This window comes from Caballeronia sp. LjRoot34 (assembly GCF_964253815.1).
Taxonomy (GTDB): Bacteria; Pseudomonadota; Gammaproteobacteria; order Burkholderiales; family Burkholderiaceae; genus Caballeronia.
The window spans coordinates 434,313-457,205 of record NZ_CAXUSB020000002.1 but is presented as its reverse complement, the minus strand read 5'-3'; the positions used below and the strand labels follow the sequence as shown (position 1 = coordinate 457,205).

The following is a 22,893-nucleotide window of genomic DNA, read 5'->3' as shown; positions in this document are numbered from 1 at the left end:
AGTCGAGTTCGCCTTTTCATGTTTCACCCGGCCCGCATGATTTTGAATTTGGACAATCTGATAGACACTGTTGCAGATACCGTGCAACAGCACTACCCCACCCACCACTGGGCGCAATTCGCGCTCGGTCTGCTGATGCTCGTTCTGGCGGCGCTGTTCGCGCAGTGGGTCGTTGCGCGCATCGTGCTGTATTTCGCGCACCGCCTGCTCGTGCTGACCGAACGCGAAGCGTGGGACAAGGCCCTCGCCCGGCATCGCGCGTATCACCAGCTTTGGTATGCCGTGCCGTTCGCGACGGTGGCGCTCGGTATAGGCGATGTGCCGCACATTGGTCACGCGGCGGACGTGATCGAGCGGCTAGCGCATGCGGGCGCATGGATCTGCGTCTTCTTCGCGATGGGCGGCGCGCTCAGCGCATGGCAGGACGTCTACGCCGCCAGCATGCAGGCGCAGACACGCTCGATCAAAGGCTACATCCAGATCGGCAAGCTCGCGCTCGCGTTGATATGCGGCGTGCTGGTGCTGTCCATTGTGATCGACCGCTCGCCGCTCTGGATGCTGTCCGGGCTCGGCGCATTGTCCGCCGTCCTGCTGCTCGTGTTCAAGGACACGTTGTTGTCGCTGGTGGCGAGCACGCAGCTCACATCGAATGACATGCTGCGCATAGGCGACTGGATCGAGATGCCGCAATCCAACGCCGATGGTTTCGTGAAGGACATCGCGCTGCATACCGTGAAGGTGCAGAACTGGGACAACACGGTGACTACCGTGCCCACCTACAAGCTGTTCTCGGAGAGTTATAGAAACTATCGGCAAATGTTCGAATCGGGCGGGCGACGCATCAAGCGCACGTTGAGAATAGATGCCACCTGTGTGCGTTTTCTCACCGATGAAGAAACCGCGCGCCTCAAGCAATTCCGCTTGCTGCACGATTATCTGGAAGAAAAGCAGATCGAAGTCGACCAGGCCAACAAGAATCTCGGCGCGCTCGCCAGCGAGCCGGCCAACCGGCGGCGGCTGACGAATATCGGCACCTTCCGCGCGTATGGGCTCGCGTATCTGCAACGGCATCCGGAGATCAGACAGGACATGTCGATGATGGTGCGGATGATGGAACCGCAATCGGAAGGCATTCCCGTCGAGGTGTATTGTTTCACCGCCGTCACCGCATGGACACAATACGAGCGCATCCAGGGCGACGTGTTCGACCACCTGCTGTCCATCCTGCCGGAGATGGGCCTGCGGCTCTATCAAGCGCCGTCCGGTGCCGACATGAGCGGACTGGTGAGCGGGCGGATCGGCGGCGCAAGCAGCTCAAACACCATTGGCAGCGCGGAAAGCGGCCGTTTGCGCGGCGAATTGCCCACGCTCTAGCTGGAGAAGCAGGCAAGAATCTGCGACTTTTATGTATTCACGCGAACCTTCCTGATGCCTAAAGTGTGAACCTTGCCGGCATTCCTTCTGCATCACCCGAAGGTGCCCGCCGGTCATCGCATTTATCGCTTCTACAGGAAAACTCCCGTGACCGATCGCGTTCATGCCATGCGTGTTTTCATCCGCGTCGTCGATACCAACAGCTTCTCGCGCGCCGCCGAATCTCTCGGCATGCCGCGTGCAAGCGTATCGACGACCATTCAACAACTCGAGGCGCTGCTCGGCGTGCAACTGCTCGCACGCACGACGCGGCGCCTCAATCTCACGGCCGAAGGGGCCGAGTGTTACGAGCGCTGCGTGCGCATTCTTGCGGATATCGACGACCTGGAAGCAGGCTTTCATGGCCGCGACGAGCGTCTTCGCGGGCGTCTGCGCATCGAGTTGCCCGATACGGTCGCTACCGCCTTGGTCGTACCCGCGCTGCCCGATTTCCACGCGCGTTATCCGCATATCGAGTTGTCGATCGGCATTTGCAATCGCGCCGTCGATCTGGTCGGCGAAGGCGTGGATTGCAGCGTGCAACTCGGCGAACTGCCCGATTCCGGGCTGATCGCACGACGGCTCGGCAGCTTTGAGCACGTGACGTGCGCCACGCCCGCGTATCTGGAGGCGCACGGCACACCCAAGACACTCGATGAACTCGCGCAGCACGTCGCGGTGAACTGCGTGTCGGCTCGTACCGGCCGGCCGTGTGATTTCGACTTCGAAGTCGATGGCGAAGCAGTGGCTGTGAAAATGGCGGGGTTTGTACAAGTCACCGACGAACACGCGTATCTCGCGTGCGGCCTGCAAGGACTTGGGCTGATCCAGCCGCCGCGCATTGCCGCTTTGCCGTACCTGCGTTCCGGGGAACTGCGCGAGGTGCTGCCACAATGGAAGTCGATGCCGATGAATGTGTCGGTCGCATTCGTCAAGAGCCGGCAAGCCGCGCCGAGGGTCAGCGCATTCGTGGACTGGCTGGCGGAATTGTTTGAGCGCTCGCAGGAAATGGACGATACGCTCACGCGCCTGTTCAGCACGGCTCGCCGCCCGGTTTCCTCTGCCGCGAAGGCGACGGCATCAAGAGCTGCTACCGCCCGCGATGAGGACGCGCACGAGGAAACCACCAGCGAGTCATGACCCTACGTGACGCCGCCATGAACACTCACGCCGGCCTGACCGGCTGAGTGGCCCCCTCGCCCGCCACCGTATTCCACTTGCGTACCTCCCAGCGCGTGACCAACCCTTCGGTCACATACGGATCGGCCCGCGCGAACGCCTCCGGCACGGCGGACGAATCCGCCTCGAACAGCAGTATCGCCCGGTCGATGGGCGCCTCCAGCGCCCCGCCCAGCAATAATTCTCCGCGTTCCGCCGATGCCCAGGCCGCCGCCAGATGGCGGTCACGAAGCGCCGCCCGGCGTTCGAGATAATCGGTGCTCAGTTCGTACATCAATAGAAAGTGCATAACTTTGTCTCCGTTGTAGGCGAGGCTGTGCGCGTCTCAATCGAATCATCGTGCCACATTGTAATAAGCGCATATATGACATGCGTGTAAGGCTTGCATGTAAGACTTGGTAGGCACGCCAAAACTGTATGCCGGAGTCCGTGTGTGCGATCATGGCGGCACTTTCGACTTTTACCTTGGCGCAGGTTCGCGAATTACCCGCAACGCTCAAGATTCCTGCAGCGTCGGACGCTCTCCGGAACATGCCTGTTCCGCGGCTTTTTCGCCTCTTGGTTCCCCGGCTGAAGGGTTAATCACTCTCGCCGCGCCTGGGTTTCGCCGTTACTCCTCTTCAACATCCGGCTGCGCGCCAATCGTTGAAGCTTAAATTCACTCGGCGCTCGTCATACGCATTTCGCCGCCCGTTTCAAGGGGCAAGTTTGAATAACATCGGTTTCGCGCTCGTCGTAGCGCTGCTCCGCTCGCTCGCGCGCCTGCCTTATGGCCTGGTCGCGCGATTCGGCAGCGGCCTTGGCGCACTGCTTTATTGCATTCCGAGCCGTCGAAAACATATTGTGCAGGTCAATCTGCAATTATGTTTTCCCGGAAAGACCGCCGCTGAATACGAATTGCTCGGACGTTCGCATTTTCGTCACGTCGTGCGCAGTTATGTAGAGCGCGGCGTGCAGTGGTTCGGTTCGGCTCCCGCTATCGAAAAACTGGTGCAGCTCGAAAGCCGTATCGATCTCGACGACGAAAACTCACCGCCCACCATTTTCATGGGCTTCCACTTTGTCGCCATTGAAGTGGGCTGCATGCTGTACTCCATGAAGCTGCCCATCACCGCGCTTTATACGCCGATGTCCAGCAAGCGGCTCAACACGCTCGCCGTGGAGCAGCGAGGCCGTTTCGGCGCCGACATGGTGATGCGCGCCGACAGTGCCCGTCGCATTCTGAAGCTGCTGCGCAAGGGCGGTTCGGTGATGTTGGCCGCCGACATGGATCACGGCATCGAAAACTCGGTATTCGTGCCGTTCTTCGGCGTACAGGCTTGCACGCTGACGTCGGTGTCGCGGCTGGCGCGCCTTGGGGGCGCGCGCGTGGTGCCGTTCGTGACCGAAGTGCTGCCCGATTACAAGGGCTACAAGATGACGATTTTCGAGCCGCTCGCCGACTTTCCCTCGCAAAGCGACGAAACCGATGCCCGCCGGATGAACGAGTTCCTGGAATCGCAAATAGTGCGTTTTCCGGAGCAATACTACTGGGTGCATCGCCGCTTCAAGCACCGGCCGGAGGGTGTAGCCGGCGTCTATTGAACCTGTGCTGCACGCCGCCCAGGCGTGTCAGTCTCAGTATCAATGTCAGCGCGTACCGCGATCAGTCCGGCTTGCGGAAGTCGTTGTCCACCCAGGCCTGCGCGCTGGTCTTGCTGAGCTTGAATCCCGCGGACACCCGCACGTGGGCAAGCAGCGCACCGAACGAATCGAGCGCTTTCAGGTCTGCGTAGGGATCGTCCTCGTCTGGGACGATATCCAGCGACACCGTCACATCCTCGCCGTCCGTGCGAACCGTAAAATCCTTGTGAAGCATGGCGTGGCGCTGTTGCTCGTGCCGACGCAATACTTCGGACGCCGTCTTGACCAGCGTGCGGAACGCGTTCGGATCGAGCGGCTTGGGGTTCTTCTTGTCACGGCCCATGGTCCAGGGGCCGGTGAGTGCAGGTTCGGCTTCGCCGTCCTTGATCATCTGGACCGCCCAGCCGTCGTCATCCTCGTTCTTGATCACCCTTGCGGTCCAGCCGTCGTCACGCCAGAGGCGGTCTTCGTGGAGCGTGGTGTCTTCGGCGGGTTGGAGATCGGGGTCTGAATCGGTCATGGGGATAAGAAGCTCGAGTTGCATGAAACGGTGTGGAAGCGCGCGGGTGTTGCACCGTGCTTAAGCGACGAATTTTAACCTGCATGAAGCCCCGGCATCGTCGAAAATGCCCACACGCTGGCTGATCGGTCTACTCGACGGGCACTTTGCGCACCGCCCGTCTTTTTGTTACAGAAGTGTCGCGTGCAAAGGGTGCGCCGGCGCGCGCCCGGAATGCCGGGCGTTTTGCCAACACTACGAAGGAATCTTCATGCTTTCACTTATCGGCACCATCATCATCGGCGGCATTATTGGTTTGATCGCCCGGGCAATCAAACCGGGCGACAACAGCATCGGCTGGATCATGACCATTCTGCTGGGCATTGCCGGCTCGCTCGTGGCGGGCTATGCCGGCCGCGCACTCGGCTGGTATCACGAAGGACAGGCTGCGGGGTGGATTGCCTCTGTGGTCGGCGCTATCGTCCTGCTGTTCGTCTGGGGGCTGGTCGTGCGCCGCCGGGTCTGAAACATGTGAGACCCGATTTGCGCGTATGAAGCTTGCGGGTTGAATGAAAAGGCTGTTCCAACGAAAGTTGGAACAGCCTTTTCATTTTGTCCGGCGGAGGAGTGACACAGGTAAAAAAACCGCGACGCTCTACAATAACGGCTGACGAATCAGCCGCAACCATGAAGCCAATCCAATTTTTCCTCCGATACACCCTGGTCCCGTTCGTGGCGATCGTGCTCGTTGCCTCGTGGGCGATCACGAAAGAATCGACCGAGATCGATGCGCGCCAATATGCGTCTCTCGCCGAGGCTTATCCGCAATTCCCGCAGGGCATCAAGCACGAACTGAGCGAGTCGATGAAAGAAGACAAGATCAGCAAATCACGTTATGCCGCCCTCACGCGGGAAGCGATGAACAGCGGCGTTGTTCTCGATTGGCCGCAAACGCCGCAGGGTGTGGCGGAAGAACGCGCCAGGCTGAAAGCCCTGATTGAAGCTAGTCGTGATTGAGAAGTTCGCTCGCGCCGGTGGACGGGGTTTTGGTGGGGTTGGTGGGGGGGCGATGCTGGGGTTCCGGGGTTAGCGGTTCGGGGTTGATGCCGGGTTGGTGCTTTCGGCCTTAGTGGTCTGCGAGAGTCGGATTTTCTCTTTATCACTATTAGCCACTGTGCGTGGCGGCACGTCATTTCTTTGTCCAAAGGTAACTAGTCAGCCGCTAAAGGCGAAGGGACGTGGCCAGCGAAGCTAAGAGCGAGCGCGGCCATGAGTGGGCGGCGTTGTTTGCGCAGGGTAGCCAGATACGATCGGATGGTGCAAAACGCCTGAAGTCCGCTCGCTGTGCGGAAGCATCCCGAGACTTTTTGTTTGAGCTTGGGCATGCGGATATCGCGTTCGGCCTGGTTATTGTCGAACGGCACGCGATGGTCGGCCACGAAACGCCACACTTGCGCGGTATGACGCTCCAGGCGCCCCAGCAGATTGTAGGCTTCGCTTTGTTTGATTCTGCCGCGCACATCTTCACGCGTGGGGTCGCGCGCTTGCTGCGGGTTGAGCTTGCGGCCTTCTCTGATCAGGGCGCGGCTGCGTCGCCGATAGTAGTTGGTGCGCGTGCGGCTCAAGCCCGTACGGCCGCAGGCAATGCTGTCATCGACCTCGCGCTTGGCCTGGCGCAGCAGCTTGAGCATGTGTTCGGCCCAGGGCTGCTGGGTCGACTCCCACACCCCGATCAACTCGCGCAGATGATGCGCATTGCATAACGCATGCTCGCACTCATAGTAGGAGTAAGGCACCCAGCCATCGTGCACTGCGATCCCGGTAAATGAGGGTAGGATACCGAAACTGTCCAGTGCTTCGCGCCCACGCGTGCGGTGCGAGCCATACCACGTCAGCGCCTGGGTCGAGGCCGTGTGCAGCCAGTGCAGGGTACGTCCCACGCGCATGCCGGTTTCATCGAAATGCACGACCGGCGCGCTTTGCAGCGCTTGCCCAATGAGTTCAACGGCCGGACTCAACATCCGTGCCGCTTGCGTGATGCAGTTTTGCACCGTGCCCGAACTCATGCTCAGGCCAAACAGGTCGCGCAACGCCTGCGAGGTACGCTCCAGGGGCAACTGCTGATATTGCGTCAGATAGACCGCCGCCGCCTGGATCTGGCTGCCGTACTGCACCGCCTGGCTTACGCCTTTGGGAAACTCGGCCCGATGTAATTGGCCGCAGCCGCATTGCGCCCGCTCCACGCGATGGGCTGTCACCTCAAACCGGATCACCGGCAAATCGATGACCTGGCGCTCTTCGGCCAGCACTGAAATGCGATCGGGCATGATTTCTTTCCCGCAGTTATCACATACCCGACTCACGCGATGAATCTCAACGTGATCTGGCTGCGCCACGCGTTTGAGTGTCTTGCCCTCATGACCTGGCTGAGCGCCTGGCGCGGCTCCGCTCACCGTGCGCTGCGACTTGGGTTTGGGTTTGCGCTTCAAGCCATCCGAGGACGGTGGCTTGCTTGAGTTGTGGCTGTCCTTCTCCAGCTTCGCTTCAATCTCATTCAGACGTCTCACCAACTCAATGATGAGTGCGTCCTTCTGCTCGTCCGTTAGATTTTTAAGGTTAGGCACTAATGTCATCTCCGAATCATGCCGAGCTTCGCAGCAGTTTACAAGTGCTGACTAGTTACGTCCAAAGCGACAAAGAAACGAAGCAAAGAAAACGCTTTCAAACCACGCTACCCTAAGTGTCCACAGCGTGCAGTTTTCATTCATGGGTGCCCCAAAAGCACGGTGCTCGCCAGAACCACGGATGTGTGAAACCCTCCTTCTCGCGAATCCTGACACGAACACGCTTCGCCCCGTACGCTCTCGGGCAAGCACGAACGCCCACGAATGAGCACGGCCTCACGCGCATTCGCTGCCGCGTTTCTTGGTGCGTTGGCCGAGCGTGCGCTGCTTTTTTTGGGTGGGCTACACGGCCGAACGCATATTTACGGCTTCATGTTTGGTGGGTCGTTGCGCGGCCCGCACGATTCTTTTCACCAGCTACGGCCCCATGCACCGTTGCGGCCTCGTTTCCAGCAGGGTTGGCGACGAGGTTCAAGGTGCGTACACATTTGGAGGGTGGTCGTCCGCGGATAGCGCGGGGTGCCCCTTGGGCAGGTTCAATCACTGGTGGCGAAGCGTGTGGGTATCGGTGTTCGGAGAAGGAGGGTTTCACACATCCGTGGCTCTGGCGAGCACCGTGCTTTTGGGGCACCTATGAATAGAAACTGCACGCTGTGGACACTTAGGGTAGAGCGGTTAAAGCGTTTTCTTTGCTTCGTTTCTTTGTCGCTTTGGACAAAGAAATGACGTGCCGCCACGCACAGTGGCTAATAGTGATAAAGAGAAAATCCGACTCTCGCAGACCACCACGGCCGAAAGCACCAACCCGGCATTGACCCCGACCACTAACCCCAAAACCGACCAACCCGGCATAGACCCCGACCGACCACCCCCCCCAAAAAACCTAGTAACCCCTCCCCCAATCACCCACTCAACCCCGACTTCAGAAACAACACATAACGGGGCGCGAAATGCGCATACAACGGCAGGATTGCCCCCCCCATTGCCCGGGCATCAGCGCCTATCTCCCCTTCAACCAGTCTCGGCCGCACCATCCCCTGCCAGTCGAAGGCATCGAGCGCCGAATTGGTCCGGCTCAACACCTCCCGCAACAACTGGCGATCCAGTTCCCCATCGATCACGATCGCGTCGACGTCGACCAGCGCCGCCGCCGTTGCAATAGCCGTGGCGAGCGCCGGGCACGCGGCTTCGAGCCACGCCTCGCACAAAGGCCACAATTGCGCCGACAGCGCCCGTTGATCGTGAGCAGCAGCAGCAGGAAAACCGGCATCGATGAAGCGCTTTTCCAGCACATACACTGACGCCACATTGAGCAACTGCGGCGTGCCTTCGCTCATCAGCGGAAACGACCCGATAGCACCGGCATTCCCCTTCGGCCCGGCATGCAGCCGTCCATCAATGACCAGCCCGCCGCCAATGAACGTGCCGATAAACACATAAAGAAAATCGCTCAATCCGCGCCCTTGCCCCATCAGCAATTCAGCAGCGCACGCAGCGGTGGTGTCCTTCGCGAACTCCACCGGCAACGTGGTCAGCGCCTGGACTCGCGCGCTGATATCGATCTCGTTCCACGCGGCGAAAACGTCCGGCGGAGTATCGAAGAAATTGCGCCAGCCACCAAGCCACAACGGCGCCGCCACGCCAATTCCAACCACCTTCGTAGCGTCATTGCCGAGCGCGACCATCATCTGGTCAATCTTCCCGCTCAGCAAAGCGAACACCGTACGCGGATCGGGATACGCATACTCGATCACATCACGCGCATGCACCTGCCCCGCGAAATCCATGGTCAGCACATCAAGACTCCGGCGCCCCACTTTCACGCCGATGGAAAACGCCCCATCCGCCCGCAGCGAGATCGGCACCGACGGCTGCCCCATGCGTCCCCGCACGCGCGTCCTGGCCTCGCGGGCGAGCAAGCCATCGTCTATCAGACGATCCACGATCAGCGACGTCGTCTGCGTGCTCAAATGCGTCAGGCGCGCGATCTCGGACTTTGGCAGCGGACCGTGGACACGCACCGCCTGTAGCACAATGCGCTCGTTCATCTGCCGCATGCCGGCCGGCTTCGGCGTTGCCGTGCTTGCGGACATTGAAGGCGTCATATGGGATCAGGCGATCGCCTGCACGTCGGCCTGCTTTGCACCGGTCATGATGGCCACGGCTTCCGACATATGGATGTCCTTCGTATTGACCAGCGCCGCGCGTCGCCCAAGCCGCTGGATATGAATGCGGTCCGCAATCTCGAACACATGCGGCATGTTGTGGCTGATGAGAATCACGGGCAACCCGCGATCACGCACGCGCCGGATCAACTCCAGCACCATGTTCGATTCCTTCACGCCGAGCGCGGCGGTGGGTTCATCGAGGATCACCACATGTCGCGCGAACGCCGCGCTGCGCGCCACCGCCACGCCCTGTCGCTGACCGCCGGAAAGCGTTTCGACCGCCTGCTTCATCGAACGGATGCCGATCTGCAATCCCTCCATATGCGCGATGGCTTCCTGCAGCATGCGCCGCTTGTCGATCATCATGAACACGGAGCCGAGGATGCCGGGACGCCGCAACTCACGCCCGAGAAAAAGGTTCTCCGCGATGCTCATCGCCGGCGCGACCGCGAGGTCCTGATAGACGGTTTCAATGCCTTGCGAGCGTGCATCGAGCGGACTGCGAAAATGCACGGGTTTTCCGTCCAGCAGGATCTGCCCTTCGTCGGGCACCAGCGCACCGGAAAGCGCCTTGATCAGCGACGATTTGCCTGCCCCGTTATCGCCGATGACCGCCATGATCTCGCCGGGCAACAGTTCGAAATCGACGCCATCGAGTGCGGTCACGGAACCGTAGCGCTTGCTGACGCCGCGCGCTTCCAGAACGGGTTTGAGTGTGTCGTTCATAAGCTTGGCTCCTCAGGCGCGGGGACGCGCGAGTTTATCGGCGGCGACCGCGAGAATCACCAGGATGCCGGTGATCAGAATCTGATAAACCGACGACACCCCGATCAGCGTCAGGCCGTTGCGAAACACGCCGACAATCAAAGCGCCCAGCAAGGTCCCGACAATCGTGCCGCGTCCGCCGAAGAGACTCGTGCCGCCGAGCACGACGGCCGTAATGCTGTCGAGGTTCTCGGTCTGGCCCGCCTGTGGATCGCCCACACCGGTTCGCGCCACCGACAGCAGCGCCGCAATGCCATAGAAAAATCCCGCGAGCGTATACACGGTGATCAGGATTTTCTGCGACGAAAGTCCCATCAGCCGCGCAGCTTCGGCATTGTTCCCGAGTGCGTAGAGATGGCGGCCGGGCACCGTATCGCGCAACACGAACCAGACCACGAGGTACATCAACAAGGTCAGCACGGTGCCATACGTGACCTCCGCGCCGCCGAGATGGAAGGTGTTGCCGAAGAACATCATGGCGTCCGGCAGGTTCGAGATGCTCTCGGCATTCGAGTACACCTGCGTCAGCGCGAACGCTATGTTCAGCGTCCCCAGCGTGACGATGAACGCGGGCAACTTGATCTTCGTGATTAGCGTACCGTTCAGTAATCCGAACAATGTGCTTGCCGCCACGCCACATACAATGGCAATCACGGGGGGTACGCCCAGCGTGACGGCGAACTTCGTCATCACGATGGAACCGAATGCCATGAGCATGCCGCACGACAAATCGATTCCGCCGGTGATCACGATCAGCGTCTGGCCGATCGCGATCACCGCTACGACCATGGTCTGCTGAAGAATCAGCGAGAGATTTTGTATCGATAAAAACCGGTCGCTTTGCCAGATGAAGAAAGCGCATGCGATCACGAGCGCCACTAGCGGACCGATATCGGCAAGCGATGGCAGACGATCAGAGAACGTCGCGCGGCCGGCCGTGGGAGAGGTGGATTGCGTCATGACTCGGGACCTCGACAGCAACATCGAAAAAATGCGCCGCTCGCGCAACCCGGGCTTGAAACGCCTTGAGGCTCAAGCCCGGGCCGCGGGTTCAAATGCGGCGCGACGGCTTACTTGTTGCCCCAACAGTTATCCAGCCCGAACTTCGTGTCCTTGGCCGCGACGCCGGACACGGGTTTATCGGTGATGAGCGTGACGCCGGTGTCGTGATAGCCGGTCGCCTTCTTGCCCGTCTTCGCGTATTCGATCCCCGCCTGCACACCTTGCTGCGCCATCAGCAACGGGTACTGCTGCGAGGTGGCGGCGAAACTGCCCGCCTTCACGTTGCGCACGCCTTCACAGCCGCCGTCGATGGACACGATCATCACGTCCTTATCCTTGCCCGCTGCTTTGAGCGCACGATACGCACCGGCCGCCGCGGGTTCGTTGATCGTATAAACGAGGTTGATGCCCGGCTCCTTCTGCAGGCAGTTTTCCATCGCCGTCTGGCCCTTCGACTGGTCACCGCGAGTGTCCTGGCTGCATACCACGGACGGGTCGCCCTCTTTCACGCCGAAGCCCTGCAGGAAGCCGTTATGACGCAGGACACCGACGGTCACGCCGGGCGCGAGGTCGAGCGTAGCGATCTTCGCGGGCTTGCCGGCAAACGAGGCTTTTGCGTATTCGCCGATCAGCACGCCGGCCTTGAAGTTATCGGTGGCGAACAGCGCGTCGGTGGCATCTTGCGGATCGGTCGGCGTGTCGAGCGCGATCACGAGAATGCCCGCCGCGCGTGCTTTCTTGAGCGTCGGCACGATGGCCTTGGTATCGCTCGGCGTGATGAGGATGGCTTTCACACCGGCCGTCATCATGTTCTCGACCGCCGTCACCTGGGTTGCGTTGTCGCCGTCGAACTTGCCGGCTGCTGTGATCAGTTTGACACCGCCTTTCGAGGCGGCTTCTTCGGCGCCCTGTTTCATCTTGACGAAGAACGGATTGGTGTCGGTCTTGGTAATCAGGCCGATCGCGATCTGGTCAGCCGCCGTTGCCGCGCCTGAACTCATCAGCGACGCAACTGCAAGTCCGAGGAAGGACGCACGTGCGACAGCACGCCGAAGATTTTTCATGTCTCGCTCCATAGATTTTTATTCGCCCGCGACTTCGAGAAGATGAAGCGCACCGGACGCGTTCGCCGACTAAATCAATTGACTTTATTTAGTACAACAGCGACATGGAGACAAGTCAAGAAAATGGAATGACATACAAACGGTGCAGCGCAGCACGAGGTCGATTAGATCGCTTTGAAGATCAATCAGGTTATGCAAGCAGCGATTGTTGCGTCGCGTCTACGTAAAAACACTAACGGGTGGGAAAGGGGTTTAAAAAAGCGTTGAATTGAATTGTTTTCCGGATTTTTATCGGGTTATGGTTTACCAGCATTCTTGCCAACCTACCATTTTGGTCTCCTGCACCATGAGCGCACTCGAAGCCCTTCACGCGATCGTCACCGACGAAGATTCGCCCCAGATCATCCGAGATCACATTGTGGATTCGTTGCAGTTTGCATTGCGTAACCAGCCTGGGTTTTTCACGACGAAGGAAGTGCAATGGCTGGCGCAATGGGATGACACGCGTATTCCGATTGCCGCGACAAAGATCCTGAACGGGATGAAAACAACTTAGGGTGTAAGGGTTTCGCTCGCGCCGGTGGACCGGTTTTGGTGGGCTCGGGTGGGGTCAGTGCTCGGGGTTGCTAGGTTCTGGGGTTAGTGGTCGGGGTCAATGCTGGGTTGCTGCTTTCAGCGTTAGTGGTCTGCAAGAGTTGGATATTCTCTTTATCACTATTAGCCACTGTGCGTGGCGGCACGTCATTTCTTTGTCCAAAGCGACAAAGAAACGAAGCAAAGAAAGCGCTTTTAAACCACGCTACCCTAAGTGTCCACAGCGTGCAGTTTTCATTCATAGGTGCCCCAAAAGCACGGTGCTCGCCAGAACCACCGATGTTTGAACCCCTCCTTCTCGCGAATCCTGACACGAACACGCTTCGCCCCGTACGCTCTCGGGCAAGCACAGTTCGCCAAGGGACCCGCACGGCCACACGCTTCGCCACCCGTGATTGAACCTGCCCCAAAGGGGCACCCCGCGCTATCCGCGGACACCAACCACCAATGTGTACGCGCCTCGAACCTCGTCGCCAACCCGCCGAGAAACGAGGCCGCGAAGATGCGGGTGGCCGTAACCGACGAAAATAGCTGTACAGAACGCGCAGCCAATTCACAAAGAACTGAAGCAGTAACCACAAACACGCATCAAGCTGTGACCTATGAATACGGTCACACAGACCAGGTAGCTAACCTGTCAAAAAACCGCAGCCGTAAATACCTGTAAGGCCGTGCGGGTTCCTTAGCAAGTGTGCTTGCCCGAGAGCGTACGGGGCGAAGCGTGTTCGTGTCAGGATTCGCGAGAAGGAGGGGTTCAAACATCGGTGGTTCTGGCGAGCACCGTGCTTTTGGGGCACCTATGAATCAAAACTGCACGCTGTGGACACTTAGGGTAGAGCGGTTAAAGCGTTTTCTTTGCTTCGTTTCTTTGTCGCTTTGGACAAAGAAATGACGTGCCGCCACGCACAGTGGCTAATAGTGATAAAGAGAATATCCAACTCTCGCAGACCACCACGGCCGAAAGCAGCAACCCGGCATCAACCCCGACCGCTAACCTCAAAACCGACCAACCCCGCATAACACCGCCCCCGCCTCTCTCAGTGCAAACCAGCTTTAGCCGCCACATCGAAAGTAAAGGCAAGAGCCTTATCCTGCACAACAATACTATCAATAAACTGCACCACCTCTAAATCCTTCACAAAACTCGCCGCCGACGAAGCGGCAAGAATCGCACCGCTTTCCTGCGGCTTGGCAATAAGATATCCCTGCACGTAATCCACGCCAATTTCCTTCAGCGCGCGCAGCGTCCCCACATCCTCAACCCACTCGGCAACACTACGCATTCCAAGATTGCGAGCGAGCGCAACAATAGCTTCAACAATGGCTATATCAGCCGGATGCGCACACATCGTCCGAATAAACTCGCCGTCAATCTTGAGTGCATCGGCGGAAAGATCCTTGAGATATTTAAACGATGTATACCCCGCACCAAAATCATCAAGTGCGATCTTGCCACCCATCTCATGAACCCGTGCAATAAAGCGTTGCGTATTGCCAAGATCATGCAACGCGACGCTCTCGGTAATCTCAAGACAAAGATAAGGAACGATATGCCGGAAACGCGCGAACAACGCAAAGACGTCTTCCATGAACTGCTCGTCATTCAACGAACCCCCACTGAGATTGACGCAAATAAAACGCGTATTCGTGAGCGACGCCTGATGTTTCTCGATCCACTCAAGCAACGTGGTAATCACCCATTTATCGATAGCCGCAATGTTGCCGGATTCCTCCGCCGCCACAATCACCTTGCCGGCAGGCAGCGTTGCACCATCGGGCGCGCGCATGCGCAGCAGCACCTCGAAATTAAGCGACTCTGTGGGCGCAGACAGCGACATGATCGGCTGCATCACAAGAAAAAGACCCGGAGGCAATCGATTGCGGCCCAGCGTTTCAACCAGCTTCAATTCCTCTGCCCGCTCCTCGAACGCCGCCGCACCCTTGCGATACGTCACCATCCGCGCATTCGAACTCTTCTTGGCCTCACGGCACGCACGGTCCGCATGCGAGAGCGCATCCTGCACACGCACGCCGTGCGAACACTCCACCAGCCCTACCGATGCCTTCACCTGGAACGCACGGTTGCCGACCTGATACGGCGCATCACTCAACGCACTGATCAGGTGATGACAACAGTCGATGGCTTCGTCTATGGACATGCCACCCATCACGCAGACGAACTCGTCACCGCCAATCCGCCCGAACGGAAACCCGGCTGAAAATAACGCCCGCGTGCGCGTGGCGACCTGCTTCAGGACTTCGTCGCCGGCACGATGGCCGAACAGATCGTTGACGAGCTTGAAGCGATCCAGATCCACGTACGCGAGCGCCCAGGACGTCCCTTCTTCGCTTTGTGCCGCTATAGCCTTTTCCACGCCGCGCCGGTTGAGCGACCCTGTGAGCGGGTCGTGTTCAGCCAGGAACCGCAGTCGTTCTATGGCTTTCGAACGTTCGGTCACATCCTGCAGCGAGCCCTCGATCCAGCCGTTCGAGCGCGTAGCCTTGAGCAGGAAACGGCGCTCGCCATTGCCCCGCGATGCCGCGCCCCCCATCTCCAGTTCGCCTTCACTTCCCTTCGATGCCAGCGCCTGCAAAGCGCCCCAGGCGCCCGATTCGAAGTAGTCGTTCCAGTGCCGCACCCTGTACTCGGTTTTCTGCAGCGACAGCATGGTCCGCAACGCGGGATTCGCGCGCACGAAATGACCGGCGCTGTCGAGCGTGAACAGGCCAATGGGTGTCACGTCATACGTGTTGCGCAATTCGGTTTGGGCCTGCCGCCGGTGCTCACGTTCGGCACGCATCTGTTCGGCAATAGCGAAGGCGGCCATCATGCTCGACGACAATGCGGCCATCACCGTATTGACGCCGCCGACCAGCAGCTTGATGCCGAACGCTGCGCCCATGACTTCAGAAAATGTCGCGAACAGCACGATTGCCAGCGAGCCCACATACCACATCACCGTGCGCGAGCGGGTCATCCAGACGAGACGAGCCAGCAGGAAGATCAGCACGAACACGCCGAACCCGGTGGTTACCCAGAGCGTCGGGATAAAGCGTGCATAGGGCAACACGATCGCCGCGCCAAACAGCACGAGGCCGACGTAATGCACGATCCTCAGGAGCCATTTATAACCAATGACCTTCAGCTCGCGCCGGAACAGCGAACTGAACAAAGCGGCCGTCAAAAGGTAATAGGCTGCGAACGTCAGTTGCCGGATGATCTGCAGGTAATCCGGCGGGATCACGCGACCAAGCCACTCCATGTCCCAGCCCATGGCGTTCGCGCACAACCGCAGGTTGCCGACAAGCCAGACCGCGAAGATCACATAGGTCCACTCGCGGTTGATCATTGCCGTGACGAAAACAAAGACGGCCAGTGTCAACAATCCGCCCGCGATCAACCCCGAACTCTCCTGGAAGTCGAGCGCGCTTTTTTGCAACATCGGACCGCTCCAACCGAGCGCGGTAATTTGTGCCGGGCCGGAAAACGTGCCGCGGCACAGCACATTGACCGGCTCCGCGAGGTGGCCGAGTTGGAGCGCGAAACCCGCCTTGATGGGGGTAAATTCGTTGGTCGTGGTCAGGCGATCGGCGCTGCCGAGCGGCTGCATGGTTGACGCAATCCAGCACGAAAGCGTTTGCGCGTGACGCGACGGTAATTCGGCGTAAGTCGATTGCTCCTGACTCATGTTGGGCACGGCGAATTCGAACCAGAATGGCGTTTCGGCGAGCTGCGTGTTGAACCGGTTCGACAAGACAGCCGTAGGCATCCGCTCAAGCGCGGTAGCAGGATCGAGCGTTCCAGACGGGTCTTTCAGGACGTGGAGGGGCAGGGTGAGACCGCCCCTCGAATCGAATTGGGGCGTTCCCCACACCAGGGTGGCAAGGGTGCCGAGAGCAATCAGTGTCGGGACGATATAAACGGCGAACGCGTACAGAAACCGGTCCATATTCGACCCGGTATATCCGGACTTCGCCCGCGAAAATAAGGCAACCGACGCCATACCTTTTAATCCCCCGTGATGCACGACAGATGTCGCGCCGACGGTGGCGAAACCCCAGTGAATCGCCACCGTCTTTTTGTGGCCTCGGTCAATGAACGGCCGGGCTATCTTTTATTACCTGCCGTAAGCAACTTGCGGTACCTCCGGGCATCGTACCGGTTCCTGCTGGAAAGATAAATCAGACGTCCGTAAATCCAGATCCGGATGATGCGTATGCACCATGAACTGGAATAACGGATGCTTCGCTTCCTCCCAGCGGCGCCGAGCCGCCATCACGTCTTTTGCAAGTACCCGGTGCGGCAATCCGCCAACATGAGCCATCGGCAGGAATTCTCTTTCTTCAAATACATCTTCGAACAACATGCCTTCATATTCCCGGTCGAGCGGCGCACGCGCGGTAATAACCATATAGTCGACCAGTTGCTGCTCGCAATAAAGCCACAGGGCCTTGCAAAGCATTACCTTGACGACACGGCCCACGCCACCGCCCGCCACACCCAGCCGGGTGGCTTCCGCCAAACGGCTGCTGGCCAGCCAGTCAGGCAGGCGCACCGATTGTTCCACTGCCAGCGGCGCATATTCATTGGTTTGAATACGCATAGTACCCAGCGGCGCGCCATCCAGCTTCGATTCCGCAAGCAGCACTGCCACACCCGGGTCCCGATCGCATTCCTCAATGCCCAGTTTCTGGGCAAAAACCGGCAAATGCCGACCATAAGCCATGCGCCGCATCTCAACGACTTTTTCAAGGTCGGCGTTTTCGCGAACAATACGGATCGTGAACGGCATGGACTCGCGCTTCTCCTGAGCCTGGACAACCGCCCGCTCGAGCCGCCCTGCACGTTCACCGTGTTCAATATGTCCGTTGCGAAAAACGCTGCTTTGACCTGCGTTATTAAGCTGTTCCATTTGTGCTACCCCATTTTTGGCGAGAAGGAGGACGCCGCGGAACGTTTGACTTCACGCAAACGAATCACACGACGGATTTAGTCTCGCCCAAAGGCAATTGATGAGGTGCGCGCTACCAAATAAATCTTTAGAGAAATTTAAAAAAAATATGCATTTTCAGCGCTTTTCGTGTTCGACGCCTCAAATCATCTCCCCGCATTTCGTATCATGAAAAATTATGCGGAGGCAAGTATGTGTCGTACACGTGAAGCGCGACTCTTTTTTGCCATTAATTATGGTTAGAAATATTCTAAAGCCATGTTTTGGCCTCCGCTATCTCCGGTGCTGCACCGTTCGGGTGCTCATGCTTATATAACGGATTTTCTGTCGCCGACTTTATATCGAGGGTGAATAGCGGGCAAACGAAACGGCTGGATTGGCGAAGCGGAAAAAATGACCCGCTCACAATAAGTGAGACCTATTAAACTGATGAATAGAGTCTGCTGCGAATAAGCCCTTGGGGCACTATGGAATTCGATATGTAAAGCAGAAGCAATTCGAGGGCGCTACGCGTTTGCGCTTTAGGAAAAGAAGAGAATTCCGCCTGAAGCGCAAACCAGGTGCCGGCCGTACCGGATGAAGAAGCCCGGGGACAGCGGATGCAAGGCGCATCCGCCGGTTTTTTCAGAATAAGGCCGGGGCTCTTCAGTCTTCGTCGTCGAGCCAGGGAATGTCCACGTCGGTGATGAACGCCACCATTGCGAGCGGACGCCCTTCCTGACGGCCGATCTTGCCGTCCGCACGTTGCCATTCGCATCGAAACACGGTTGCGGGAGTGTCGGCCATCAAGGTCACGGTGCGCAGTTCGTCCGGGTCCGCGTCTTCCACCGGGCCATCGAGCGACACCAGCAGTTGTTGCGGCCACATGCCGTCGGCGGGATCGTAGATCTTGTCGCCGTCATGAATCACGACAAACGCTTCCACACCAATGGTCGCCGAAGCCTCCACAATCATCTTGCCAAGCGCGCGCAGCACGGCCGTTGCGCGGCCGGAGTTGGCCTGGCGAATCGCGAGGTCGCCGCGCGTCAGCGCCTGCTCCAGCTTCGGGTTGGTTTTCTGTTGGGCCATCGGTTCGCCTCCGTAACTTGATTCACTATTCGACGAGCATCGCGCGCCGGCTTGCAAGGCGCGATCGTACCATTCCTGTCCCAAATTTACCGTCCGACAGGCCTTCCACGGAATTTTTAGCATCCCGCAAACGCCCGCCCATCAAAGCTGCCGGCGTCTCGCCAACGCGTGGCATGATGGCTTCACGCTCAAGTCGGCCGCCATTTGATCCGATAAGATGTTGTCCGTCCTCAAGCGTTGCCGAGCCGCGGCCCACTCGTCGCATTCGTCCTACAGTCCTACCGTCCTATTCACCACCCGCGCAGACCAACATCATGTTCGAACTGTTCCTGGCTCGCGTTTGTGCAGCCGATCTGACCGGGCGAGTTCGCCGTCGTGGCACGGCGGAGCTGACATCGCTGCCCGCACGGTTGACGCTGTCCATCCTGCGCGCCTTTTCACTATTCGTCGCAAGATGTGTTGCAGTAGCCGGCATGGCTGCGCCGACCGGCAATGCCCGTCTCCAGGCAGCAGCTTCCTGATGCGGCGCACGCTCGGGAAACTCGGGAAACCTCACCCGCCTGCCACGTTCGACGGCATCGTGCTCTGCTCGCACTTCCAGCCGATCTACAGTCTGGCCCATCAGCGCCAGGTCGGTTACGAGGCCTTGTTGCGCGGCGTTGCATCAACGGGCGGTTTGCTGGAGCCGTTCGAACTGTTCGCAAAGGCGATTGTGGAGAGCTCGACCGGCGCACTCGACCGCCTGAGTCATGTCACTCATTTGCACAACGCCGCCAGATGGCTGCCCGGCCAGACCTGGCTGTTCCTGAACGTGACGCCGGCAAGCTTCATCGATCCGGGTTATGCGCGGCAACTCGCCGACATCGCGCGGGAATCGGGTGTCCTGCCGGAAGAAATCGTGATCGAGTTGCTGGAATCGGGCGGCAACGACGTCTGCGCGTTCGCCCACGCAACTCAGGCGTTCCGGTCGCAAGGCTTTCTGGTCGCGGTGGACGACTTCGGCGCCGGGCACTCGAATCTGGACCGGTTGCTGACCCTGCGGCCGGACATCGTGAAACTGGATCGCAGCCTCATCCATGCGCATCAGCCAGACTTGCGCGAGTCGGTCATGCCGAAGCTGGTGAGCCTGTTGCACGAGGCAGGCATGCTGGTGGTGGCCGAAGGGATCGAGACCGAGGAGGACTTGCTGCTGGCGGCGCGCTCGGGGGTGGACTTCGTGCAGGGCTTCCTGTTTGGCCAGCCGGGTCCCGGGGAGTCGCCCGAGGAAGCCGCGACGCAGCAAATCGAAACCGTCTTCGATACCCTCGCCCACACGCGCCAGACCCGCGAGCTTGGCATCGATTTGCTGCTGATGCCGTATCGGACGCGCTTCGCGGAGGCGGCCGAGCGAATGTGCGCCGGCGCATTGCCGGAGCGGGCCTGCGAGGATCTGCGGGCGCTGCCGTGCACGGTAGGTTGCTTTTTCCTCGATCAGGGCGGCCGCGAATGTATCCCAATGATCGACGGCGCCGGCACGGCCCCGATCGCTCCTCGCCTCGCGCCGCTGAGCAAGCCGTCGATCGGCCGCTGGGACAACCGGCCGTATTTCGTCGACGCCCTCGCGCATCCGCAGCGGCTGATGGTAAGCGCTCCGTATTTATCGGCGACCGGCACCGGACTCAGCGTGACGCTGTCCATCTTCATCAACTATCGTGGCGATCCTCTCGTGTTCGGCACGGATCTCAACTGGGAGCGTCTCGCCGTGTCGGCGGCCGGGTTGCTGCCGCCTTCAGGCTAGCGTTGACGTTGAGGTCGGCGTTGGCTTCGCGGCCAGCGTTCGCGCAAGATACTCACCGCCGGCTTTCAACGCTGTCACGTTGCCGGGTTCGAAGGTCCAGTGGCCCGCCGCATCGACGATGGATAGCTGCGCGCCCGGCCAAACGTCGGCGAGAGCCTGCACCTGATCGGCGGGACACACCATGTCGAAGCGGCCGTGCACGAGCACGCACGGCAGATGCGCGATCCTGCCGATACGCGGCAACAACGGCTCCGGCGGCAACTCATGCGCCATGTAGTGATGCTCCAGCAGCGACATCGAGATCGCAGCGGCGTTGGCCTCGCGGGTCGCTTCGGGGGATGCCGGCTCAGCTTGAGCTGGATCAGCCTGGGGCGCTTCGGGCAGCGCGGCGGTGGCTTGCGCGGCATCGGTTTGAGCCGCCAAGGTCGAAGCCTCTCCTTTCGATTCGTCCTTCTGCGCCTGGTCGGCACCCTTCTTCGGCGCGGGCTTGTTCACCACCGATAACGTCGCCTCAAAGCCCGACCATGCACGGGCGAGCTTGATGCCGGCGTCATCGAAACGGGCCAGCGGCGCGCCGGTGAGCGTCAGGATCTCGGCGGCATTGCGCGGACGCTGGCCGCTCGCGGTCTCGATGGCATCCAGAAACGCCCGGTGCGCATCCGGAAACACGCGCTGCACGTCCCACAGGAACCAGTCGATGTCCTCCTTGCGCGCGAGGAAAATCCCGCGCAGCAAAAAGCCGAGACAGCGCTCGGGATGCGTCACGCCATAGCTGAGCGCGAGCGTCGTGCCCCACGAACCGCCGAACAGCGCCCACTTCTCGATGCCGAGGGCCACCCGCAGCTTCTCCATATCGCCGATAAGATCATTCGTGCCGTTGTGCTCCAGCTTGCCGAAGGGCGTGGATTTGCCGCAGCCGCGTTGATCGAAGAAGACCATGCGCCACTTCGATGAATCGAGCACATCCGCCCATTTGAGATTCATCGCGCCGCCGGGGCCGCCGTGGACAATCAGCATCACGGGGGCGTCCTTGGGTCCTTGCGCACGCCAGTAAACGGCGTGGCCATCGCCGACATCCAGCAGACCATCGTCGAAAGCCGGCGTCGGCTCGCCGGCTTGCCTGGCGGTTTTGTCGTTCGTCAACTCGCCCTTCACTTCGCTGTTTGCTTCGTCCGTCATTGCAACTCCGTTTAAGAGAGACCGGTGTCTCCCTGACTGTCATCGGGCGGGCAGCGTGCGCGCACCCAGCATCGGGTTTGGGACATGCGCCGCCGCACACGCTATCCTTCGGGTTTCGCTCGCCGGGCTCAAACGTCGGGGGGTCACCGTACCCCTGGACGCCTTGCAACCCGCCGCACTCCTTTCGCACCTTTTTACCACCGTCCATTTCTTAATGCATCGAACCTTCGTCAAGTGGCTGTTCGCGACCTACCTGCTTGGCAGCGGTACGGTGTGGTCGATCCTGATTCTGCCGCTGTTTCCGTTCGTCGGCCGCAGCGGCCGTTATTGGCTCGCCAAACAATGGTGCCGCGCGATGGTCAGGATGATGCGCGTGATCACGGGCGTATCGTGTTCGGTCGAAGGACTGGAGAACCTGCCGAACGAGCCGTTCATCATGCTGTGCCGGCACGAGTCGACATGGGAAACACTCGCGTTCATGGCGCTGTTTCCGCGTCGTATCAGCTTCGTATTCAAGAGCGACCTCAAGCGCATCCCGTTCTTCGGTTGGGTGCTGAAGGGCCTGGACATGGTCAGCCTGGATCGCGGTTCGCCTCGTCAGGCGCATCAGGCTGTTACTCGCGAATGCGCGGAAAAGCTCGCACTGGGCGACGTGGTGGTGATCTTTCCCGAAGGCACGCGAGTGGCGCACGATGCCCCGCTCAAGCTTGCATCGGGCGGCGTGAGGCTTGCGTGTTCGACGCAAGTGCCCGCCGTGCCGGTCGTGCATAACGCCGGCAAATACTGGCCGGCAAAAGGCTGGCCCGATCAGCCCGGGCATATCCGCGTGATCGTGCTGCCGCCCCTGCCGGCCGATTGCGTGGTGCCTCAAGAGTTGAACCGGCTTGCGCAAGACCGGATGGAGAAGGAGCTGGCGCGGCTCGCCTGAACCGCGCGCGGCTACGCGCAATAAGCACGGTAGCACGGGGTAAATGAAACCGCGGTGC

20 protein-coding genes are annotated in these 22,893 nt (G+C 59.7%); 9 read left to right on the top strand and 11 right to left on the bottom strand.

Annotated elements, in window-relative coordinates; genetic code table 11:
• Window positions 1-36 precede the first annotated feature (36 nt).
• Together ACSQ36_RS21520 and ACSQ36_RS21515 are read left to right on the top strand one after the other, a co-directional pair.
• Complete coding sequence (locus tag ACSQ36_RS21520) at window positions 37-1,374, top strand: mechanosensitive ion channel family protein (RefSeq protein WP_436183496.1); 1,338 nt, start codon at window positions 37-39, stop codon at window positions 1,372-1,374.
• 168 nt (window positions 1,375-1,542) lie between these two features.
• Window positions 1,543-2,553: a LysR family transcriptional regulator gene (locus ACSQ36_RS21515; RefSeq protein ID WP_436184910.1), complete on the top strand. Its 1,011-nt coding sequence runs from the start codon at window positions 1,543-1,545 to the stop codon at window positions 2,551-2,553.
• Window positions 2,554-2,578: 25 nt separating this feature from the next.
• Here the strand turns inward: ACSQ36_RS21515 and ACSQ36_RS21510 are convergent, their stop codons facing one another.
• Window positions 2,579-2,881, bottom strand: a complete 303-nt coding sequence (locus tag ACSQ36_RS21510; RefSeq protein ID WP_436183495.1) for a YciI-like protein — start codon at window positions 2,879-2,881, stop codon at window positions 2,579-2,581.
• 419 nt (window positions 2,882-3,300) lie between these two features.
• Here ACSQ36_RS21510 and ACSQ36_RS21505 point away from each other — a divergent pair, with 419 nt between their 5' ends.
• Window positions 3,301-4,176: a lipid A biosynthesis lauroyl acyltransferase gene (locus ACSQ36_RS21505; protein WP_213764469.1), complete on the top strand. Its 876-nt coding sequence runs from the start codon at window positions 3,301-3,303 to the stop codon at window positions 4,174-4,176.
• Between the two features lie 61 nt (window positions 4,177-4,237).
• Here ACSQ36_RS21505 and ACSQ36_RS21500 read toward each other — a convergent pair whose 3' ends face one another.
• Complete coding sequence (locus ACSQ36_RS21500; RefSeq protein WP_436183494.1) at window positions 4,238-4,735, bottom strand: hypothetical protein; 498 nt, start codon at window positions 4,733-4,735, stop codon at window positions 4,238-4,240.
• Window positions 4,736-4,985: 250 nt separating this feature from the next.
• Here ACSQ36_RS21500 and ACSQ36_RS21495 point away from each other — a divergent pair, with 250 nt between their 5' ends.
• Window positions 4,986-5,240, top strand: coding sequence for a GlsB/YeaQ/YmgE family stress response membrane protein (locus tag ACSQ36_RS21495; RefSeq protein WP_213764467.1), 255 nt, complete (start codon window positions 4,986-4,988; stop codon window positions 5,238-5,240).
• Between the two features lie 206 nt (window positions 5,241-5,446).
• The gene (locus ACSQ36_RS21490; RefSeq protein WP_436183493.1) at window positions 5,447-5,731 is read left to right on the top strand and encodes a hypothetical protein; all 285 of its coding nucleotides are present in this window, start codon (window positions 5,447-5,449) and stop codon (window positions 5,729-5,731) included.
• Window positions 5,732-5,925: 194 nt separating this feature from the next.
• Here ACSQ36_RS21490 and tnpC read toward each other — a convergent pair whose 3' ends face one another.
• The 5 genes from tnpC to ACSQ36_RS21465 all read right to left on the bottom strand — a co-directional run bounded on the left by tnpC (window position 5,926) and on the right by ACSQ36_RS21465 (window position 12,274).
• Entirely contained in the window at window positions 5,926-7,338 is a 1,413-nt protein-coding gene (tnpC, locus tag ACSQ36_RS21485; RefSeq protein ID WP_436181325.1) for an IS66 family transposase, read from the bottom strand.
• A gap of 902 nt (window positions 7,339-8,240) precedes the next feature.
• Window positions 8,241-9,431 carry an ROK family transcriptional regulator gene (locus tag ACSQ36_RS21480; RefSeq protein WP_436183492.1) on the bottom strand — a complete coding sequence of 397 codons (1,191 nt, stop codon included), beginning with the start codon at window positions 9,429-9,431 and terminating at the stop codon, window positions 8,241-8,243.
• Window positions 9,432-9,449: 18 nt separating this feature from the next.
• Entirely contained in the window at window positions 9,450-10,232 is a 783-nt protein-coding gene (locus ACSQ36_RS21475) for an ATP-binding cassette domain-containing protein (protein ID WP_213764465.1), read from the bottom strand.
• A 12-nt stretch (window positions 10,233-10,244) separates the two neighbouring features.
• Window positions 10,245-11,231: an ABC transporter permease gene (locus ACSQ36_RS21470; RefSeq protein ID WP_436183491.1), complete on the bottom strand. Its 987-nt coding sequence runs from the start codon at window positions 11,229-11,231 to the stop codon at window positions 10,245-10,247.
• A 110-nt stretch (window positions 11,232-11,341) separates the two neighbouring features.
• Entirely contained in the window at window positions 11,342-12,274 is a 933-nt protein-coding gene (locus ACSQ36_RS21465) for a sugar ABC transporter substrate-binding protein (RefSeq protein WP_436184909.1), read from the bottom strand.
• Between the two features lie 409 nt (window positions 12,275-12,683).
• On the opposite strand from ACSQ36_RS21465, the gene ACSQ36_RS21460 reads away from it, so the two are divergent.
• Window positions 12,684-12,893: a hypothetical protein gene (locus ACSQ36_RS21460; RefSeq protein WP_213764462.1), complete on the top strand. Its 210-nt coding sequence runs from the start codon at window positions 12,684-12,686 to the stop codon at window positions 12,891-12,893.
• A gap of 1,075 nt (window positions 12,894-13,968) precedes the next feature.
• Here ACSQ36_RS21460 and ACSQ36_RS21455 read toward each other — a convergent pair.
• From ACSQ36_RS21455 to ACSQ36_RS21445, 3 genes are all read right to left on the bottom strand, one after another.
• The gene (locus ACSQ36_RS21455; protein ID WP_436183490.1) at window positions 13,969-16,935 is read right to left on the bottom strand and encodes an EAL domain-containing protein; all 2,967 of its coding nucleotides are present in this window, start codon (window positions 16,933-16,935) and stop codon (window positions 13,969-13,971) included.
• 114 nt (window positions 16,936-17,049) lie between these two features.
• On the bottom strand, window positions 17,050-17,724 hold the full coding sequence (locus ACSQ36_RS21450; protein WP_436183489.1) for a hypothetical protein: 675 nt from the start codon (window positions 17,722-17,724) through the stop codon (window positions 17,050-17,052).
• A gap of 804 nt (window positions 17,725-18,528) precedes the next feature.
• Complete coding sequence (locus ACSQ36_RS21445) at window positions 18,529-18,951, bottom strand: hypothetical protein (RefSeq protein ID WP_031357205.1); 423 nt, start codon at window positions 18,949-18,951, stop codon at window positions 18,529-18,531.
• Between the two features lie 314 nt (window positions 18,952-19,265).
• Here ACSQ36_RS21445 and ACSQ36_RS21440 point away from each other — a divergent pair, with 314 nt between their 5' ends.
• On the top strand, window positions 19,266-19,472 hold the full coding sequence (locus ACSQ36_RS21440; protein ID WP_436183488.1) for a hypothetical protein: 207 nt from the start codon (window positions 19,266-19,268) through the stop codon (window positions 19,470-19,472).
• The gene (locus ACSQ36_RS21435) at window positions 19,472-20,728 is read left to right on the top strand and encodes an EAL domain-containing protein (RefSeq protein ID WP_436183487.1); all 1,257 of its coding nucleotides are present in this window, start codon (window positions 19,472-19,474) and stop codon (window positions 20,726-20,728) included. Before ACSQ36_RS21440 ends, ACSQ36_RS21435 begins: the two co-directional genes overlap by 1 nt.
• Here the strand turns inward: ACSQ36_RS21435 and ACSQ36_RS21430 are convergent.
• Window positions 20,720-21,907, bottom strand: coding sequence for an alpha/beta fold hydrolase (locus ACSQ36_RS21430; RefSeq protein ID WP_436183486.1), 1,188 nt, complete (start codon window positions 21,905-21,907; stop codon window positions 20,720-20,722). The genes ACSQ36_RS21435 and ACSQ36_RS21430 overlap by 9 nt on opposite strands.
• A gap of 214 nt (window positions 21,908-22,121) precedes the next feature.
• Here ACSQ36_RS21430 and ACSQ36_RS21425 point away from each other — a divergent pair, with 214 nt between their 5' ends.
• Window positions 22,122-22,835, top strand: coding sequence for a lysophospholipid acyltransferase family protein (locus ACSQ36_RS21425; RefSeq protein ID WP_436183485.1), 714 nt, complete (start codon window positions 22,122-22,124; stop codon window positions 22,833-22,835).
• Window positions 22,836-22,893: the final 58 nt, after the last annotated feature.

Coding starts and splice junctions, on each gene's coding strand:
- ACSQ36_RS21520 (WP_436183496.1), top strand. CDS start 37: ATGATTTTGAATTTGGACAATCTGATAGACACTGTTGCAGATACCGTG.
- ACSQ36_RS21515 (WP_436184910.1), top strand. CDS start 1,543: ATGCGTGTTTTCATCCGCGTCGTCGATACCAACAGCTTCTCGCGCGCC.
- ACSQ36_RS21510 (WP_436183495.1), bottom strand. CDS start 2,881: ATGCACTTTCTATTGATGTACGAACTGAGCACCGATTATCTCGAACGC.
- ACSQ36_RS21500 (WP_436183494.1), bottom strand. CDS start 4,735: ATGACCGATTCAGACCCCGATCTCCAACCCGCCGAAGACACCACGCTC.
- ACSQ36_RS21495 (WP_213764467.1), top strand. CDS start 4,986: ATGCTTTCACTTATCGGCACCATCATCATCGGCGGCATTATTGGTTTG.
- ACSQ36_RS21480 (WP_436183492.1), bottom strand. CDS start 9,431: ATGTCCGCAAGCACGGCAACGCCGAAGCCGGCCGGCATGCGGCAGATG.
- ACSQ36_RS21475 (WP_213764465.1), bottom strand. CDS start 10,232: ATGAACGACACACTCAAACCCGTTCTGGAAGCGCGCGGCGTCAGCAAG.
- ACSQ36_RS21470 (WP_436183491.1), bottom strand. CDS start 11,231: ATGACGCAATCCACCTCTCCCACGGCCGGCCGCGCGACGTTCTCTGAT.
- ACSQ36_RS21465 (WP_436184909.1), bottom strand. CDS start 12,274: ATGAGTTCAGGCGCGGCAACGGCGGCTGACCAGATCGCGATCGGCCTG.
- ACSQ36_RS21460 (WP_213764462.1), top strand. CDS start 12,684: ATGAGCGCACTCGAAGCCCTTCACGCGATCGTCACCGACGAAGATTCG.
- ACSQ36_RS21455 (WP_436183490.1), bottom strand. CDS start 16,935: ATGGCGTCGGTTGCCTTATTTTCGCGGGCGAAGTCCGGATATACCGGG.
- ACSQ36_RS21450 (WP_436183489.1), bottom strand. CDS start 17,724: ATGCCGTTCACGATCCGTATTGTTCGCGAAAACGCCGACCTTGAAAAA.
- ACSQ36_RS21445 (WP_031357205.1), bottom strand. CDS start 18,951: ATGGCCCAACAGAAAACCAACCCGAAGCTGGAGCAGGCGCTGACGCGC.
- ACSQ36_RS21440 (WP_436183488.1), top strand. CDS start 19,266: ATGTTCGAACTGTTCCTGGCTCGCGTTTGTGCAGCCGATCTGACCGGG.
- ACSQ36_RS21435 (WP_436183487.1), top strand. CDS start 19,472: ATGCGGCGCACGCTCGGGAAACTCGGGAAACCTCACCCGCCTGCCACG.
- ACSQ36_RS21430 (WP_436183486.1), bottom strand. CDS start 21,907: ATGACGGACGAAGCAAACAGCGAAGTGAAGGGCGAGTTGACGAACGAC.
- ACSQ36_RS21425 (WP_436183485.1), top strand. CDS start 22,122: ATGCATCGAACCTTCGTCAAGTGGCTGTTCGCGACCTACCTGCTTGGC.